This is a genomic window from Paraburkholderia caffeinilytica, from assembly GCF_003368325.1.
Lineage (GTDB): Bacteria > Pseudomonadota > Gammaproteobacteria > Burkholderiales > Burkholderiaceae > Paraburkholderia > Paraburkholderia caffeinilytica.
This window is the reverse complement of the sequence record NZ_CP031466.1, coordinates 2,493,142-2,509,933: the sequence shown is the minus strand read 5'-3', so window position 1 is coordinate 2,509,933 and position 16,792 is coordinate 2,493,142. Positions and strand designations below refer to the sequence as shown.

12 protein-coding genes are annotated in these 16,792 nt (G+C 67.5%); 2 read left to right on the top strand and 10 right to left on the bottom strand.

The window, feature by feature from the left end; all coding sequences use genetic code 11:
- Positions 1 to 221: 221 nt before the first annotated feature.
- Positions 222 to 3,161 (top strand): ATP-binding protein, encoded by a 2,940-nt coding sequence (locus DSC91_RS11165; RefSeq protein WP_115778179.1) that lies wholly within the window; start codon positions 222 to 224, stop codon positions 3,159 to 3,161.
- A 7-nt stretch (positions 3,162 to 3,168) separates the two neighbouring features.
- Here DSC91_RS11165 and DSC91_RS11160 read toward each other — a convergent pair whose 3' ends face one another.
- The 4 genes from DSC91_RS11160 to DSC91_RS11145 all read right to left on the bottom strand — a co-directional run bounded on the left by DSC91_RS11160 (position 3,169) and on the right by DSC91_RS11145 (position 11,674).
- Positions 3,169 to 4,089: a LysR family transcriptional regulator gene (locus tag DSC91_RS11160; protein WP_115779795.1), complete on the bottom strand. Its 921-nt coding sequence runs from the start codon at positions 4,087 to 4,089 to the stop codon at positions 3,169 to 3,171.
- A gap of 197 nt (positions 4,090 to 4,286) precedes the next feature.
- On the bottom strand, positions 4,287 to 7,604 hold the full coding sequence (locus tag DSC91_RS11155) for an autotransporter (RefSeq protein WP_115778178.1): 3,318 nt from the start codon (positions 7,602 to 7,604) through the stop codon (positions 4,287 to 4,289).
- A gap of 81 nt (positions 7,605 to 7,685) precedes the next feature.
- Positions 7,686 to 10,841: an ATP-binding protein gene (locus DSC91_RS11150; protein ID WP_115778177.1), complete on the bottom strand. Its 3,156-nt coding sequence runs from the start codon at positions 10,839 to 10,841 to the stop codon at positions 7,686 to 7,688.
- A 209-nt stretch (positions 10,842 to 11,050) separates the two neighbouring features.
- Positions 11,051 to 11,674, bottom strand: coding sequence for a GNAT family N-acetyltransferase (locus tag DSC91_RS11145; protein ID WP_115778176.1), 624 nt, complete (start codon positions 11,672 to 11,674; stop codon positions 11,051 to 11,053).
- A 405-nt stretch (positions 11,675 to 12,079) separates the two neighbouring features.
- Between DSC91_RS11145 and DSC91_RS11140 the strand changes: the two genes are divergently transcribed.
- Positions 12,080 to 12,538: a hypothetical protein gene (locus tag DSC91_RS11140; RefSeq protein ID WP_115778175.1), complete on the top strand. Its 459-nt coding sequence runs from the start codon at positions 12,080 to 12,082 to the stop codon at positions 12,536 to 12,538.
- An 8-nt stretch (positions 12,539 to 12,546) separates the two neighbouring features.
- On the opposite strand, the gene DSC91_RS11135 is transcribed toward DSC91_RS11140, so the two are convergent.
- The 6 genes from DSC91_RS11135 to sctS all read right to left on the bottom strand — a co-directional run bounded on the left by DSC91_RS11135 (position 12,547) and on the right by sctS (position 16,718).
- A complete protein-coding gene (locus DSC91_RS11135; RefSeq protein ID WP_115778174.1) occupies positions 12,547 to 13,002 on the bottom strand; it encodes a CesT family type III secretion system chaperone in 456 nt (151 codons plus the stop codon).
- A gap of 183 nt (positions 13,003 to 13,185) precedes the next feature.
- Positions 13,186 to 13,353 carry a hypothetical protein gene (locus DSC91_RS37420; RefSeq protein ID WP_162831287.1) on the bottom strand — a complete coding sequence of 56 codons (168 nt, stop codon included), beginning with the start codon at positions 13,351 to 13,353 and terminating at the stop codon, positions 13,186 to 13,188.
- A gap of 164 nt (positions 13,354 to 13,517) precedes the next feature.
- Positions 13,518 to 13,766, bottom strand: a complete 249-nt coding sequence (locus tag DSC91_RS11130) for a type III secretion protein (protein WP_115778173.1) — start codon at positions 13,764 to 13,766, stop codon at positions 13,518 to 13,520.
- 41 nt (positions 13,767 to 13,807) lie between these two features.
- Complete coding sequence (locus DSC91_RS11125) at positions 13,808 to 15,178, bottom strand: type III secretion protein (RefSeq protein WP_115778172.1); 1,371 nt, start codon at positions 15,176 to 15,178, stop codon at positions 13,808 to 13,810.
- 152 nt (positions 15,179 to 15,330) lie between these two features.
- Positions 15,331 to 16,416, bottom strand: a complete 1,086-nt coding sequence (locus DSC91_RS11120; protein WP_115778171.1) for a hypothetical protein — start codon at positions 16,414 to 16,416, stop codon at positions 15,331 to 15,333.
- 38 nt (positions 16,417 to 16,454) lie between these two features.
- On the bottom strand, positions 16,455 to 16,718 hold the full coding sequence (sctS, locus tag DSC91_RS11115; RefSeq protein WP_035546645.1) for a type III secretion system export apparatus subunit SctS: 264 nt from the start codon (positions 16,716 to 16,718) through the stop codon (positions 16,455 to 16,457).
- Positions 16,719 to 16,792: the final 74 nt, after the last annotated feature.

Here is a 16,792-nt window from a genome sequence, read left to right as displayed (position 1 = left end):
GAGCAGGTCGTTGTTATGAGCAATCCGGACAGAGGCCGCGCGACCACTTGAGCGCATACGATCGCCAGGTTTCTGGCCGGCAATCACTCAAATTTTTCGAACGATAGGTTCAGTTTTTTCCGCGCATCGCGACGCTTCGTTGGTCTAGACTGCGGGGACACAACGCCGGGCGATCAGCCCTCCGTTGTTCCCCTACCCGCTGCGTCTTGGATACTCAGGCAATGATCTGCATTGGCCCGCTTCAGGTGGACCTCGCCGGCCGAGAACTCTTTCGCGACGGCCAACCACTGCGGCTTGGCAGCCGCGCCTTCGACATGCTTGCCGTACTGATTGCAGCCAACGGCGCGCTGGTGTCGAAGAACGACATACTCAAACAGGTGTGGCCGGACACATTTGTTGAGGAGAACAATCTTCAGGTGCACATGTCCGCGCTACGCAAGGTGCTGGGCGAAAGTCGCGGACTCATCCAGACCGTGTCGGGACGAGGCTACCGGCTGGTACTGCGTCATCCTTTGGCGGCGCATTCCCGTACCGGCGTTCGTGACGACGAGCTTGAGGCGGCAAGCGAAACGAGGCAGGAGCGCGCTGTTCCCACCAATCTGCCGGCCAATTTGTCGGCGCTGGTCGGGCGCGAGCAAGCGATGAACGACGTCGCGCTGGCGCTTGCTTCGACGCGTCACGTGACGCTGATCGGCTCCGGCGGTATCGGCAAAACGCGTCTGGCGGTCGAGGTCGCGCGCAGTTTGCTGCAGCACTATCCTGACGGCGTCTATCTGGTCTCGCTCGCATCCACGTCCGACGCGAACAGTGTGCTCGCGATGTTCGCCGCCAGCGTCGGCGTGAAAGCGGCGACCGGTCCGCTTACGCTTGCACGAGTGAGCAAAGAGCTCAGTGAACGGCGTGTGCTGTTCGTACTCGACAATTGCGAGCATGTGCTCGGGCCCGCTGCCGAGCTCGCCGAAACGCTATTGAACGCCAATCCGTCCGCCAGCATTCTCGCGACCAGCCGGGAGCCGCTGCGCGTCGTCGACGAGCAGCTGTATTGGGTTGCTTCGCTGGAGGTGCCTGCTCAGGACGAGGAGAGCCAGGACGTGCTGCAGCGTAGCGCCGTCAAGTTGTTCCTGGCACGCGCACGTTCGATCGACGCGCGTTTTTCGTCCGACGAGAGAAGTATCCATCTGACCGGCACGGTATGCCGTCGGCTCGACGGTATTCCGTTGGCGATCGAACTGGCGGCGGCGCGCGCGGCGATACTCGGCATCGAGACGCTCGCGGATCATCTCGACGACCGCTTCAACATGCTGACGGGCGGCAATCGCACCGCGTTGCCACGGCACCAGACCTTGAAGGCGACGCTCGACTGGAGCCATGCGTTGCTCGACGATACTGAGCGCGCGACGTTGCGCGGGCTCGGCATCTTCGTCAACGGCTTCACGCTGGACGCGGCGATTGCCGTGGTCGGCGGCGGCGCGCTGCGCGAACTCGACGTGATCGCGGCGGTGTCGGGGCTCGTCGAAAAGTCGTTGGTGGTCACGCAGGTGGAGCGTGGCAAAGCGCGCTACCGGCTGCTGGAAACCACGCGTGCCTACGCGCTGCAGAAGCTCGACGACAACGGCGAGCGTCGCGTTGCCACGCTCAATCACGCGCGCTACTTCGCGGGCTTGCTGGAGTGCGAAACGTCCGACCATGCAGACCCCGCGAGCTCGTGTTCCGACTCGTGGCATCGGCGGATGCGCGAATTGCTCGACGATTTGCGCGCGGCGCTCGGCTGGGCGCTGTCGCCGAAAGGCGACGAAGCGTTGGGCGAAGTGCTGGCTGTGAAAGTCACGTCGCTTTTCTACGAGCTGTCGCTGGTCGACGAATGTTGCGCCTGGGCAAGGCGCGCGCTCGGCACAGTGGCGGCGGCTCACCAGGGCTCGCGCTCCAGCCGGCATCTGCGCATGCGTATGCAATTGCTGGCGACGCTTGGCGGCGCGCTCGTGTACGTCAGCGGACCGAACCGGGAAACACTCGGTATCTGGGCAGAGGTGCTCGCAACGGCGATCGCGCTCGGCGACCAGGCGTTCGAAGCCCGCGCGTTGTGGGGCATGTGGAACGCGGGCCAATCGTCCGGCGCCGCGCGCAATGCGCTGGCGTTCGCGCAGCGCTTTGCTTCGCTGGCTTCCGAGTCGGGCGACGCGATGAGTGCGATTCTCGGCTACCGGTTGCTGGGCACTGCGTCGCATTACGTGGGCGATCAACAACAGGCGCGCGGGGCACTCGAACAGTTTCTGCAGCACGTGGATAGCTTGCAGCATCGCCTGCTGCTGGGACAGTCGGTCGATCAGCGGGTGGTCGGCCGCGCGACGCTTGCACGCGTGCTGTGGTTGCAGGGTTTCGTCGATCAGGCACTCGTCCTGGCGGAGGAGTGCGTGGCCGCCGCGTGCAGTCAGGGCCAGGCGATCGTCACGTGCTACGTGCTTGTCGAGGCGGAGATTCCGCTGGCGCTGCTGTCCGGCGAGCGGGACCGGGCGGCTCGGGCGATCGTGGTGTTGCAGGACGTGTCGAGGTGCGCCGGCTTGAGCGTGTCGCAAGCGTGCTGTCGATGTTTTGCTGAATACCTGCGCTCACTGGACGAAACCGGCCCGGAGCGCGTGCATGCCTTCCGTGCGGCGTTGAACGATCTCGAATCGCTGGAGTACGGTGCGCCGCGCGCGCTGCTCGCCGCACAGTACAGCCTCGCACTCGGGCGCGCCGGGCAGCGGAGAGCGGGGCTCGCCACGGTGGCGCGCGCATTGGCGCAGTGCGACGAAGCCGGCGATCATTGGTATACGGTCGAACTCAGACGCATCCACGGCGAGTTGCTATTGATGGAATATGCCGGCGAGCCGCCATTCGGCGACGTGGCGACGGATGCAGAGGCTTGCCTGATCGCGGCGCTCGAGGAGTCGCTGGCGCAAGGCGCCCGCTCGCTGCAATTGCGTACCGCAACGAGCCTAGGGCGGCTCTGGCATGAGCAAGGCCGGAACATGGAAGCCATGCAGGTGTTGAACGCCGCATGCGCCAGGCTGACGGAGGGTTTCGATTGGGACGACTTCAAAGCCGCGAGACAGGTGCTGCGGATCGCCACCGAAGCGGGCAAGCAGGCCAGCACGCCGGACACAGTCAGCCAGGGCGGCTAGTCACGCTTTATCCGTGCAACATCCTCTGTTGCGCCGCTTCGCCGATCAGGTCCGGCCGGTCCAGTTGCTCGACCCACCAGCGCAAGGCCTTACCGCTCTCATCGTCGCGCCACGCAAGATAGAAATGCGTGACGTCGCGCATGCCGAGCACTTCCTTTTTCACGAGCTCGCCCTGGAGCAGCGGCTCGACGGCGAGACACTCCGGGATCGTGCCCGCCGCCAGGCCCTTGATCTGCGCGGCGAGCTTGGCTTCGAGCGTCGGCACCGTCAGGACTTCCTGGTTGGCGGCGATCGCGATTGTGCGCGGCGCGAGCTTGCGGGACGTGTCGCCGATCGCGACCGCGCGATGCCGGGCGACGATATCCAGCGTCAGCGGTTCCGCGACGGACGCAAGGGGATGATGCGGCGCCACCACGAACACATGCCGCAGCGAACCGATTGGTTTGGCGACCAGATTGGGAATCGGCGGCGGGTCGCCCGCGGCGCCGACGATCAGGTCGGCGCGACGCGTCAGGAGCGCGTCCCATGAACCGCCCAGCACTTCTTTCGACAGACGCAGCCGCGTGTCCAGCCCGAGCTTGTAGAACTGGTCGACATGGCGCCACAGCAACTCGAACGGAATGATCTCGTCGACGGCGATGTGCAGATCGGATTCCCAGCCATGCTGGATTCGCTTCGCCTTGCGTTCGAGATCTTCCGCGGCCTCCAGCAGACGGCGGCCTTCTTCGACCACCACGCGCCCCGCATGCGTGAGCGTCGCACGCCGGCCGGAACGGTCGAACAGCTTGACGCCAAGATCGAGTTCGAGTTTCTGAACCAGATAGGTCAACGAAGACGGGACCTTGTGAAGCGTTTCGGCCGCACTCGCAAAGGTGCCGGTTCGATCGATCGCATCGAGCACCTGCAGGACTTCAAAAGATAGGTTCATGGCGATCAGCGAGAGCGTCGGCGGTTTCGGCAGGATGACCAGCATACTGGATTTCACACCGTCCGCAATGCCCGCTCTGCCTGCGCCGCGCTTTCAAGCCGGGTTCCTTCAGGTATTTTCATCCGGCTTCAGGATATTTTCGCCGCAGTCTTCTGGCTTGACCGGATGGGACCCGCCTGGGCCGCGCTGTCCTTGCCTCAGCTATCCAGCCGATCCAGCAGCGCAAACGGAATGCTCTCCGCAAACAGCTCGCGGTCCCCCGTCGCGCTCGTCTGCGTATTCAATTGCAGCGCGAAATTCAAACCGGGGCTCTGCGTGCTGGTCGTGCGTTCCTTGACCTTCAATTCAACCGCCATCCACGAGGCCGGTTCGTTGAGAATGCCGTTCACCTTTTCATCGATCTTCGCGCGTCCCGCAACGGCCTCGCCAGGCGGCAATTGCTTCGACATCGCCGCGAGCATGTCGAGTTGTTGCGCCGCGCCGCGCCGCAACCGGTAGCGGTGGAAGTAAGTCTGATTCGGCCGCCGGTTCGCCTTCACATCGCCCAGGTGCCGGTCGAGCCGTTGTTCCGCGAGCGTGCGCGCCGCCGGTAGCTGCGGCTCGGGCCGGCCGTTCAACCTTGCTTCCTGACGCTCGCCTTCCTGCTCGGCATGCACCTGCTCCATGAACAGATCGACCCACTGGTCGCGGCTCGCATCGAGCGCGCGCGTATAGGTTTCGGCGCTCGAATACTCCGTGTCGAGCAGGCACGCGCGATGCATCAGCACGCCGTCCTCGCGCACCAGCTGCACTTTGGCGAGGTGGCTGTCGTCGTTGAACGTCATGGTCGCGGACGGCGCGTCGAGCGAGACGAGTCCCACACCCACGCTCGTCGCCTTCGCGCCGACCGGCTGCGTCGCGCTGACGGTGCCGCTCAGCCGCCCGATCAGACGCGAGCCGGCGCCGACGCGATGTTGCTCGATCTGCATGCGCCCGCTTTGCTCGTTCGAATCGAGCGTCTGCTTCGCGGTCTTCTCATAACCGATGCCGAGGTTGGCGCCGGCGCGAAACGGCGAGCCGATTTTCGGCACCGTCACGGACAGGCCGACATCGGCGGAGGCCCCGCGTTTGACGGTGCGCGCCACGGTGTCGGTCCAGCTGATCGACACATCGGGGTCGTCGAAATAACGTTCGGCGAGCCGGTTCCAGGTGCCGCGCGAGCCGCCCGAATTGGCGCCGTGCGCCTCGGTCGTTTCGTCGAAGACATGATCGATGATGCCTTCGAGTTTTTCGCGCATCGCGCTATCTTCGTAACCGGTGCCGTTCGGATTGACGCGGCGTGCCACGCGCAGCGACACGCCGCTCGGTTCGGACAACTCCTGCGAGTGCAGCACGGCCTGGGTGGTCAATCCGGCGCGCAACTGGGTCAGCCCGACATCCATGTCGTAGCCGACCAGCACGCCGACGCCCGCATGCCGCACCTGCGTTTTCGCGGTGCCGACGAACATCTCGACGCCGTGCGTGCCGCGGCTCAATTCGACCACGGCTTCACGACTCTTCGACGCACGCAGATCGAGGCGCGGTGCCATCGGCACGCCGCCGGTGTGCAGCACCTTGCTGAGATTCGCCGACAACCCGCGCGTGCTCAGCCCGATGCGGCGGCCGTCGGTAAGACGCAGGCGCGAGCTCGATTGCAGATCGTGCGCGACCTCCTTGAGCGTTTGCCGGACCGCGTCGGCGCTGTCCGCATTGGCGGCCGGCGCGGGTGGCCGTGCTTTGTCCTTCAGGTCCGAAACATGGGTCCAGAACGGCGAATCGGCGGGTACCTTCGCGACCTTGCCCCACGAGGCGAGCCGTTCCAGATTGAAGGTCTGTTTCGCGATCGACCGGAACGGTTTGCTGCGCGCGAGCGTGTGCGGATCGGTGTTGGCCCAGCGCGCGGTTTCGGTTTGCAGGCGCTCGAGCGTCGCGGGCGACGCGACGTCGCGCGGTTGCAACTCCGCGCACAATTGCTGCGCGCGTTCCGTGACCTTGTGCAACTGATCGGCATCGAGCTTGCCATTCGGAAAGCCGCCCGACTCGAGCCAGACATGCAGCGCCGCGAGTTCTGCGATCGACTGTTCCGGGCGGGCATGCGAAAGGGCCGAAGCGGCGCGCATCTCGGGACGCTCGCACAGCGGCGCCAGCGTTTCGCGCATGGCCGCATCGAGCTTTCCCTGCTCGGTGCCGACGGTTTTGCGCGGCACGCCCTGCGTGCCGAAGCGCAGCGCCGACAAGGGCGAGCTGAGTTTGCCGACGAGCCGCGGCAGGAACGTCTTCCATCGGTTTTCGCCGACGCGGTCGATCGTCTTCGCCGAGAATTTGTTCAGACGTTCGCGTGCCTGCGACAACTCGCTGCCGCGTCCGTCCTCGCGAAAATTCTGGCGCCACGCGAAAAACGCCCCTTTCTGATCGGCGCTGAGCGCGCCGCGGCCTTGCGTGGTCAGTGTCGACGCCGCGTCGTAAGCCTGCCATGCAAGCGGGGTTTCATTCAGCGGCGTGCCGGCCGCGGGCGCCGAGCGCGCGGCGACCGCGGCCGGCGCGGGGTCCTGCGCCGGGCCCGTGCCGTGGCGGGGCGGATCGAGCGCGTCGGCGGCTTGCAGCATCATCCGCTGGGCGAGCTGCGTCGACGCATCGCCGGGCGGCGGCCGTCCGTGATGGCGCAACTGGTTGAGCGCGTCGAAACCGGCGTCGGTGCGCGCCAGCGTGCGAGCGACTTGCCATGCGCCGGCTTCGGCCGGCGTCGTCGAGCGGGCCGTGTGCATCTGCGCGAAATCGAGGTGTTCGAGAGCGTCGAGCACCTCGTTGGCACTGCGCGCATCGCCGATATGGGCGCCGTGCAACGCCTGGGCGAGCAGTGCGCCGCGATGCGTGTCCGTGGCGGCAGCGGGGCCGCTCAGCGCGGCCAGCCGATGCGAAAGCTCGCCCTGGGCGAGCAGGTCGCCGGGAGAGCCCGGCAGTTGACGGCCCACATAGTCGCGCAGCGCGGCTTCGCCGGCCACCGCGTCGAGCGGAATCGCCGATATGTCGTTTTCGCTTTCGTTCCCGTGCTCCGCGGCAAGTCGTGCCGCCGAGGAAGACGCAGTGGACGAAGACCGCGCCGTCTTGCCGAGCGCCTGGCGGATTTGCCGCTCGCTCTTCGCCAACGGCGTGCCCGCCGCGTTCGACGCCGCCACCGGCTTGGCGGGATAACGCTCGCCATTCGCGGTGAAATCGGCGGGCGCGAACGGCTTGCCGTGCTGGCTTGTTTGCGAGAGCGCGGTGCTGATATCGAACTTGCTCGCGCGCAGCCGTGCGCCGGTGCGCGACAGCGTGTTGCCGAGCCTGCCCAGCAGCGTTTCGTCGACCAGCGGCCGGGCCTGCGGCGCGCCCGTGGGCGGCACCGCGGGTGCGCCGCCAGGCTGATGAGCGGGCGCTCCGGTCGTTCCGGTCGTTTCAGCCGCTTCGGCATCGGGCGTGCGGAGCGGGTGCTGCGGTACGGCGTGGATGTCGGACATGGCGCGTGGCGTTCAACGAGCAGCAGTTGAAGTCACGGTATGGAGCGTGTGTGACACGCCCAGGCAGGGGGCGAAGCGAGGTCACCGCATGCGAAGCAGCCCCAGGGAGGCCGATGCGTCGAGTGATTCGAGATCGACGGTGATGCGCAACTCGAGCCGTCGTGCGCCGTGCTGCCGGGCGCGCCGCAGCGCGTCTTCGAGCAGCGGCCGCACCGCCCGCGGATCTTCGCCGCCGCGCAGACGCAGCATCGCGTTCAGGCGCAACAGCTCCGGCACGTACCAGAGTTCGCCGGTGCGCTCGCTGCGGCTCACCGCTTCGCGCAGCGTCGCGCCGAGCGCGGCCGCGAATTCCGGTTCGTCCTGCAGCGCGATGCGCGGCAGCAGCGTGGCGATGAAGGCGATATCGGGCACGTAGATGCGTTCGCGCGCGATCCGCTTCATCGCGCCGGTCATCAGCCGCTGCGCGGCGTCCTGATCGCCGCGCCGGGCGTCGAGCCAAAGCTGAAAATCGAGGCCGAGACGCAGCCAGCGTTTGACGCCCGCCGCTCGCGCTCGCGTCACCAGCGCCGCTGCGCAGGACTCGGTGAGCGGAATGTCGTCGTCGAGCGCGGCAAGCGAGCAGGCGTGGCCGAGCGCGATGCAGCCCGCGAGCGGTTCGCTTTCGTCGGCAGGATCGCGGATCGTGACGCGCGGCGGCGCGGCCAGATGCGGTTGGCCGACCAGCCAGAGCGCGACGGCATGAATCGCCCGCGCCACGAGATGCAGCGACAGCCCGTAGCTGGTGGCGACCGCGTTGGCCTCGCGGCTGACGTCTTCGTCGATCTCGTCGGCCGCTTCGTCGTTGAGTCCGACGACCGGCGCGAGCAGGCGGATCGCGGTGTCGAATTCTCCCGCATACGCCTTGACAATGCCTTCGATGCGCCGCGCGTTGATGCTGACCGCCTGGCTGTGCGCCACCGGCGCAATTTCGCTGAACGCGCTGGAGAGGCGCCGGCAATGCTCGACCTCGCCGGCGTCGAGCGCGCACATCACGAGGCAGAACAGCGCACGCAGGCGGTACGGCGTGTCGGCGCAGATATTGGCGAGCTCGTAGGTGCGCTGCCAGTTCTCGACGATCTCGTTCGACGCGCTGCGCTTGAGCGTCAACGCGCGCGCGAGCACGGCACGCAAGCGCATCTCGTCGCGGATACGGCGCATCGACACACTGTCCACGCGCGCCAGCACCGCGCGCACCCAGCCGATGTATTCGTCGACGAGCGCGAGCGCCCCCCACATTGGCGCCGTGTTGTCGAGCAGCTCGGTGCACAGTTCCACCTTGTCGGCCGAGACGGCCCATTCGAGCGCCGCGCGCAGCGCGTCGATATCGTGGCGGCTATGCGCGGTGGCCACGGCAACACCCGCGCCGAAACGGCGCGCCATATCGCGGGCGACGAACTGCGCGTGATGCAGATCGGCCTCGGCGCTTTCGCGGTTGCGCTCCAGCGCGTCGAGCGCGAAGCGGCGCACGGCGGGTGGCAAGCGCAGCCGCAAGGCGCCGTCGCAGTCGACCGTATTCACTAGGCCCGCGTCCATCAGCGTATGAAGCTGGCGTTCCAGCAGGCGCGGCTCGGGAGGTCCGAAACCGTAGTCGCTGCCGAACGCGCCGAGCATTTCGCAGGCGGCCTCGTGCGAGAACGCGGTGGCGAAAATGCCGAGCCGGCGCAGCATGGTGCGGGTCGGGGCTTCGAGCGCGGCATACGAGAGGTCGAGCATCACGTGGACGATCGCCGCCCGCGGCAGCACGATGCGGCGGCCGCCGCTGCGATGCGTCATCACCGTATCGAGTTCGCGCGCGAACGCCACGATCGCGTCTTCCGGCGGCACGCCTGCGCGCACCTGGCCGGCGATCGTCGCGGCAGCGAGTTCGAGCGCGAACGGCACACCGTCGACACGCCGGCAAATCAGCGCGGCCGCCGCGAAAGTGGCCGGCGCGATGCTCTCCACGTCGGGCAGCGGCGCATGCAAGGCGGCCGGCTTCAGGCAGTGCGCGAGCCGGGTGAAGAGCAGGCGCAGCGCGTCGTAGTCGAGCGTGGCGGGCGTGCCGTCGATCTGCTCGGGCGGCGCGCGCAACGCGGCCACCGGCACGGCCGTTTCGCCGCCGATGAAAAGCGGCGACTCGCACGTGGCGATCACATGCAAGCCGCCGGTGTTCGCCACCAGCGTATCGATGAGTTCGGCTGCCGCTTCGCTCAGATGATCGCAGTGATCGACGATCAGCAGCATGCGGCGCTCGCTGATCTGCATGGCCAGATTGGCCGCCATCGCCAGCTCGTTGTCCGGCTCCAGGCCGATGGCCGCGCCGATCGCGTCGGCGATGCGGTCGGGCTGGGCGAGCGAGGCAAGCGCCGCGCAAAAATCGCCGTCTGGAAAATGCGGCCCGAGGTGGCTGGCCGCTTCGATCGCGAGGCGGGTTTTGCCGACGCCGGACGCACCGGTCAGCGTGACGATGCGCCGCGTGGGCACCAGCGCGAGCAATTCGGACAGCTCGGCATGACGGCCGATGAACGGCGACGGGTCGATGATCTGCGCGCGCAGCGACGTGACGGCGCTGGTCGGCATCAACGGCGCCACCGCGGAGGCGGCCGGCGCAGCCGCGGCGGCGAGGCTCGATGCGGCGGTGACCGAGGTCAGCGTGGCCGACGGAGCGGCGCGGGAATACGCAGTGTGCGGCGAGGCCGGAGCGGCGCCGCGCCACGGCGTGCCGTAGGATGAGCCGTACGGCGAACCGGACGTGAGTCCGGCCGCGGTGAGCGGGCCTGCCGCGCTTGTTGCCGTAGTTGTTGCCGCAGTCGTTGCCGCGAACGAGGTGGCGAGCGATGCGGCGATGCTGCCGGCGTTCGCCACCGGAAAATCCAGTCCGGCGTCGGGTGTGTCGAGCACGCGGATTTCACCCGCGAAGCGGTAGCCACGGCCGGCCACGGTGACGATCAGATCGCGGTCGTCGTCGAGCGCGCGGCGAATTGCGGAGATCTGCGCCTGCACCGTGTTCGCATCGACATTGCTGCCGGGCCAGACGATTTCGCGCAACTCGGCGGTCGACACCACGCGGCCACGGGCCTCGAGCAGGGCAGCGAGCATCGCGAAGGGGCGCGCGCCGAGCTCGATGACGGCGCCGTCGGAAATCAGCAGGCCCACCTCGCGCGCGAGCCAGAATCGCGAGAAGGCGATCACCTGACCGGTAAGTCGCGGTAGCGACATGATGGGTCTCCGGCGTAGTTGTGTTTCGGTCCACCGGCGAGGGGTACTCGCGAGGCATGCGTAACGAATGGCCGCGGTGCGGTATTCGTCTGACCTTTGCATTATCGCCTGAGAAGTGAACAATTGCTGGTGTTACGGACACTTCTTCGTTCCGACTCGGTGCGTCTCCGCTGCGTCGCCGGTGCGTCTGGGTGGCGCTCCCAATGGCTTCAGGCGTCCGCGAGACTCCACTGCATCGTGTTGCGCAGCCAGGCTACCCCCTCGCTGGGCGGCTCAGGCGGAACCGGCGCGGGGCGCGTCAAGGCATAGAGATAGCTGTCGGCGGCGGCGAGGCCGCGGTTCGGACGCGGTTCGTGATTCGTCAGCTGCGCTTCCTGGACGAAGCCGAGGCGCTCCATCGAACTGTGCGCGGCGCCATCCACGGCGCAGCACGCGAAGACCCGGTACACGCCCGGCTGCTCGATTAGCCAGTCGATCAATTCCTGCAGCGCGAGTACGCCGGCCCGGCGGCGCCGAGCGCCGCCATGCCGGCTGATGATCACGCCGATCTCCACGCGCGGCAGGGTTGGCTTCAGTTCGATCAACGCGGTCAGGCGGCCGGTCTCCTTGCATTCGAGCGTGTAGCGAATCAGGCTGCCGTCGTCCCAGCCGCGCAGCGCCTCGTCGACGAATTCGGCGGTTTGCGCCACGCCGGTATGGCGCGGCATCGGCAGGTCGCGCATCGTGTCGGCGTCGCCGAGCATCTGATCGAACAGGGCGGGGGCGTCGGCCAGGGTGAGCGGGCGCAGCCGCAGATACGGCGTTTCCATGCTGTCGAGCGGGATGAAGCGCATGAGTCGGACTCCGAATGAGCGACGAACCCGCGCAGTGTGCCGCCCGTGTGTGACTCACGCACGACGGCCCGCGAACCGGCGTAAGGGGGCGCGAAGACCGCGCCGCGGACGGCCCGCGCGCTGCAGGCGTGCGGCCGATCGTGCTCGCGGCGATGCGCTTCGTCCTATCGTGCGGCTGACGGTGCTCGCGCCGATGCGCTTCGCCTCATCGTGCGGCCGACGGCGCTCACGGCCATGCGATTCGCTCCGTCGATTCCCGTATTTGGCTTCGCTTCGTTGCACACCGTTTCGCGCCGTGACCGCGGGCGTCGTACGCGGGTTGTAAGGTCGAGCAGAACGCCTGTCCGACGTCCTCGTCTCGTGCGTCGTCAACGCAGCGCGCATTTCCTTCAGGAGCCTCGCACCATGCCGGATTCTCCGTCGATTTCACGCCCGGGCAGTACGCTGCCGCTATCCGACGCCAGCACACCGTCGTCGCCTGCCACCGGCGGCCGCCAACCCGCCGATGGGGCGGCGCACGCCAGTCAGCAAGCGGGTGCGAACCTCAGCCAGCTGGCCGCCAACGGCAGCAATGAGGCAACCGGCAAGCGCAGGGGCGCGTCGTTCTCGGCCAACACCTCATCGGCGGCCAGACCCTTGGTGGCTCAGCAAGGTGCGGGCGGCGCGCCCGGCCCAAGCCGTCCTGGCCGCTTCGGCGGGCTGGCGCAAGGCGTGGGGACCGTTGCAAATGACGCCACCGGTCTGGCCTCGGCAGGTTTGAACGTACTGGGCGGCGTGATGCAACTGGAACAGGCGGCAGTCAACCAGATCGCGGAGTTGATCAAGCAGGGCGCACGCAATATCGAAGAGGCGTCGAAGGGGTGATGCGGGCTTTAAGCCCGCAGCCAGAAATACTCCCCTGAAGCGATGCCTTCGAACATCTCGTCGTTCGATTCGACGATGTTCTGCCGCCAGTAGCGGCCATGCTCCGCGTAGTGCGCGAGCAGATCGGCGAGCGCCTCGCCGTTCAGGCCGTCGGCGAACGGCAGGCGCAGCACCAGCACCACGCCGCCGGTATCCGTGTCGAGCCCCAGTTGCGCCTGATCCTGCGCATAGATCAGCAGGTTGGCTTCGAGCATGAGCCGGAAGACGACGAGCGTGCGCCCGGCCGTCACCGTGCCGAAATGAAAATTCGCGTACATCGCGTCGAGGTCGCGCTCGAAATAGTCGAGCCGCACGTCGAACCCTTCGACCTCGATCGACCGCGTGCGCAGCACGTGGTCCGCGTCGCCGAGACCGACGGTCGCGCACAGGTCCACGATCAGGCTGGTGTAACGCTCGCTGCTCATCCTCGACCCTTGCTTGGGCGATGCGCCCGATGTTCAGTGCGGTGCGGATGCGAGTCGCGCGGTGCATCCGGCGAATACCGGGAATGCCGCACGAAACACGGCCGGGTCCCGCGCGAAGCAGGAGACACAGGACCGGCCGTGCGTGGACCGCCGCCGACGGCGAGCGGCCCACGTTTGCGATGCTTAACCGCCGCGCGAAGCATCCTTGACGTTGCTTGCGCCGCTCTTGGCAATGTTCGCCACCGATGCATACATGCTTTGCTCAACTTGCATCTGGGCGGACATCATCGTCATCTGGTCCATTTCCTGCGTGAGACCAGCCATCATTCCGCCTGCGCTTCCTACGGACATAAAAACCTCCAGTGACTATGGGTAGAGAGTGAGTGGCCTATATCGAGACCTGCCGCCGCGCCGGCTGCTCGTGAGAGCAGGCCGCCGCAGCAAGCGCGTTGCCCGCGAGCCCGGTGCGCGATATGCCGCCGGACCCAGCGGTGAGCCGTCGTCGCGTCGCCGTGTCAGGCGTGCGCGCCGGCCTGTTTTTCCTGCAGCCGCGCAATCACGCGCGACGCAGCGAGAAAGCCGCGATACAGCTTCGCCAGATTGTTGCGATCAAGGTCGGTTGCGCCCTGCGTTTCGCTGATCCGCTGCGCGGTTGCGTCGAGCGCCTGACGGATCGCGTCCACTTGCGGCGCGCCGGCCGGATCGGCGAGCGTCTTCTGCAAGTCGTTGAATTCGCTGGCGTGGGCTTCGAGCTGCTCGTACATGTCGATCTCCTGATTGAACGGGGCGGTGTGCCGGTGAGGGGTCAGCTGGACGGACCGCGCGGCTGCGCGGTCCGCAGTGTGGCGGGATTGGGTAGCGGCACGACGCTGGCCGCGCTGCGGCTGATGGTGTCGTTGTCGACGATCGAGGCGTTCGCCGGGTTTGTCGGGTTTGCTGTGTTGGTCGCGTTCGCCGCATGGGCGGCTTTTGGGTTGCCGTTCGCATTTGCCGTCGCGGCGCCGCTGGTTTGAGCGGCGGCGTTGGTGTTGCCGTTTGTATTGGCGCTTGCATTGCCGTTTGCGTTGCTGTTTGTATTGCCGTTCGCATTGCCGTTGGCAACCGCCGCGCCGCTCGCGCCGCCTGCGCCCGAAGCCGCATTCGCAGCCGCCGCCGCATCGCTGTCCGATGCCGGCGGATCGACCGCGTAGATATGTTTGACGCCGTCGGGCGTCTGCGCGTAGCGGACGTCGTCGGAGGAAATCATTTCGGAGTACGATGCCGTGGCCGGGTTGCCCGCGGCGACGCTGGCGTTTTCCGCGGCCTCCACGATCACGTTTTTCACGTTCGGATCCAGGTCGGCACGCACGCGCGCCAACGCGGCGTCGAGATCCGCGCGGCTGCTGACGGCGCCGGTCACCGCGAAGTTGCCGTCGCCGAGATAGCGCACGTGAGCGCCCGCCACGCCGAGCGAATCCTCGATGCTGCGCGCGTCGTTCTGTGCGACGTCGTAGTTGCGCGAGATGCCGGTGGTCGAAATCCGCGCGAGCAGGTTGCGCACGGCGTCGTCGTCGGCGGGGCTCGTGACCATGCCGGTGACCACCACGGTGTTGCCGACCGCGTGCGCCTGCAAGCCGCTCACGTGGGCCGCGGCCAACGCCTCGCCGACGCGCTGCGCGCGGTCGTCGGCATTGCGCGGCAGCGCGGCGCGGCTCATCTGCGTGGTGGTCAGCAGCGACACCGCGACGATCACGATGCCGAGCGCGAAGCACGCCACCACGGCGCCCACATAGCGGCGGCGTTTCTTGCGTTCGGCCGCGAAGCGCGCTTCGGCGGGGCGGGTCAGCAGCATCGACAGCAGGTCGAGGTCGGATGGCCACACGGCATCGTCCGCGCCGACGCACAGGATCATGTCGTCGAATTGCATCGGCACGAAGTCCACCAGCAGCACCACTTCTTCTGCAATAGCCGGCTGCGCGGGTTGACCGTCTGCCGGATCCTCCGTTTGCGCCGCAGCAGCCGCGACGCGCTGCGCGCTGACCACGCCGCTCGCGTCGACGTGCAGCAGCGCATCCGCGCCCCGCCAGTCGGTGAGGCGGATGTCGGCATCGTCGTCGGCGCCGACGCGATGCGTGCCCGGCGTGAGCTGCAATTGCGCTCCCGCGTGAACGCCCGTCAGTATCCGCAGCAGTTTCATCGTGCTCGCACAGGGTGGATGGGAGGGCGCCGGGGCGCGCGTGGTGCGCGGCGCGACCGGCCCGATCGACCCTAATGTAGCCGCCCCTCATGGCATGTCCGGGAGCGGATGCGAAGGCGCCGCATGGGATGCGAAGCCGCGCGGCAAACCGCCTAGCGGCTGCCGCTCGGGAAGGCGCGGCGCGGGCCTGGCGGGGGGGATGGCCGGTCTGACTGAGTTGGCGGCGCGCCGGGCGAAGCAGCATGCGTGCCGGATGCGCGAGCCACGCCAGACGTGCCGAGCGCGTTAAACGCCTCAGGCGTGCCGGACGCGGGTGAAGCGACACGCTCGGTCGCCGCCGCGGACGCCGCCGCCCGACCAAGCGCGCCACTGCGCATTACGCACAACGTGTCGATCGAGCGGGCGCGTTGCGGCGCGCTCGACGGCATGTCCGCGTGCAGCCACAACAAGGGAAACAACAGGTTGAAGCGCTGCACCCGGTCGGGCGCGGGCAAGCGCGTCACGCCCTGGCTACCCCGGGCGTCCGACCCGCCCGCGCGCTCACGCAACGCGGCCACACCGGAACCTGCGCCCGGCTGCGACGTGGCAAGGCTGCCGATCTTCTGCTGCACGCCAAGCAGATCGATCGCCTGTTCGAACACGCGGGCATCGAGCGGCATCTGCGGATTCGCGGCCAACTGCGCGCGCAAGTTCAGCATGTCGGTGCGCCACGCATCGCGCACCGCGGCGGCGCGCGCGCCTTCCTGCCCCGGCTGTGCAAACTGCGCGGCCACTGCGTCGAGCCGTCCGGACGGCGGGGGCGGCACGATGCGATCGCCGCGCGCCTTGATCGCCGGCGCCGTGCCGCTGCCGTGCTCGTCGCCATGGTCGCCCTGCGAATGACCTCCACCGCCGCCGCGCCCGCCGCCGTCGCGGTTGACCTTTTGCCCCTCGGCGTGATGCGCTTCGGCGTCGTCCGGGCCGTCGTCGTCGAGTCCGCCTGCATTGCTGCGCTGCTTTTTGGCGGCGCGACGCTTGCGAGCCAACTGATCGGCCATTCGTTTGGCGCGGACCGAACTCACCGACGGGCCCCGCTGCGCGTCGTTGCCGTAAGTGAAATTGGTGGTGCCGCGATACAGCGCGGCGAATTGCGCACCGTTGCGCGCGCCCTGCGCATTGGCGGCTTTCTGCTGCGACTGGGCGACGTGCTGCGCCTGGGCCGCCGCCGTATCGCTGCCCTGATGAGAGATGCGGCTCATGTCGATCGCCTCGTGCGTCGGTCAGGCAGGGCGGCGCCTTACAGCGGCACCGCGGCCTGCATCATTTCGTTGGCGAAGTGCAGAATCGCCGCGCACGACAGCGGCGCGGCGACCACGATCACTACCGTCACCGCGATCAGCTTGACCGCGTGCGACAGCGTCTGGTCCTGCATCGACGTGATCGCCTGCAGGAACGACACGCCGAGGCCGACCACCGCCGCGACGATCACCGCCGGCAGCGACACGGTCAGGCACAGCAGCATGCCCTCGGTGGTGAAGCGGATCAGCGAATCGATTTCCATGTGCGTTTTCCTCGCGGGTTTTCCTGCCGCGTTTTGGTGACGAGTTTTCCCGCCGCGTTTTCGTGATGGGTTTT

Excerpts from the sequence above, each read along its gene's own strand:
- DSC91_RS11150 (WP_115778177.1), bottom strand. The coding sequence starts at position 10,841 with ATGTCGCTACCGCGACTTACCGGTCAGGTGATCGCCTTCTCGCGATTC.
- DSC91_RS11135 (WP_115778174.1), bottom strand. The coding sequence starts at position 13,002 with ATGAGCAGCGAGCGTTACACCAGCCTGATCGTGGACCTGTGCGCGACC.
- DSC91_RS11140 (WP_115778175.1), top strand. The coding sequence starts at position 12,080 with ATGCCGGATTCTCCGTCGATTTCACGCCCGGGCAGTACGCTGCCGCTA.
- DSC91_RS11130 (WP_115778173.1), bottom strand. The coding sequence starts at position 13,766 with ATGTACGAGCAGCTCGAAGCCCACGCCAGCGAATTCAACGACTTGCAG.
- DSC91_RS11165 (WP_115778179.1), top strand. The coding sequence starts at position 222 with ATGATCTGCATTGGCCCGCTTCAGGTGGACCTCGCCGGCCGAGAACTC.
- DSC91_RS11160 (WP_115779795.1), bottom strand. The coding sequence starts at position 4,089 with ATGAACCTATCTTTTGAAGTCCTGCAGGTGCTCGATGCGATCGATCGA.
- sctS (WP_035546645.1), bottom strand. The coding sequence starts at position 16,718 with ATGGAAATCGATTCGCTGATCCGCTTCACCACCGAGGGCATGCTGCTG.
- DSC91_RS11120 (WP_115778171.1), bottom strand. The coding sequence starts at position 16,416 with ATGAGCCGCATCTCTCATCAGGGCAGCGATACGGCGGCGGCCCAGGCG.
- DSC91_RS11145 (WP_115778176.1), bottom strand. The coding sequence starts at position 11,674 with ATGCGCTTCATCCCGCTCGACAGCATGGAAACGCCGTATCTGCGGCTG.
- DSC91_RS37420 (WP_162831287.1), bottom strand. The coding sequence starts at position 13,353 with ATGTCCGTAGGAAGCGCAGGCGGAATGATGGCTGGTCTCACGCAGGAA.
- DSC91_RS11125 (WP_115778172.1), bottom strand. The coding sequence starts at position 15,178 with ATGAAACTGCTGCGGATACTGACGGGCGTTCACGCGGGAGCGCAATTG.
- DSC91_RS11155 (WP_115778178.1), bottom strand. The coding sequence starts at position 7,604 with ATGTCCGACATCCACGCCGTACCGCAGCACCCGCTCCGCACGCCCGAT.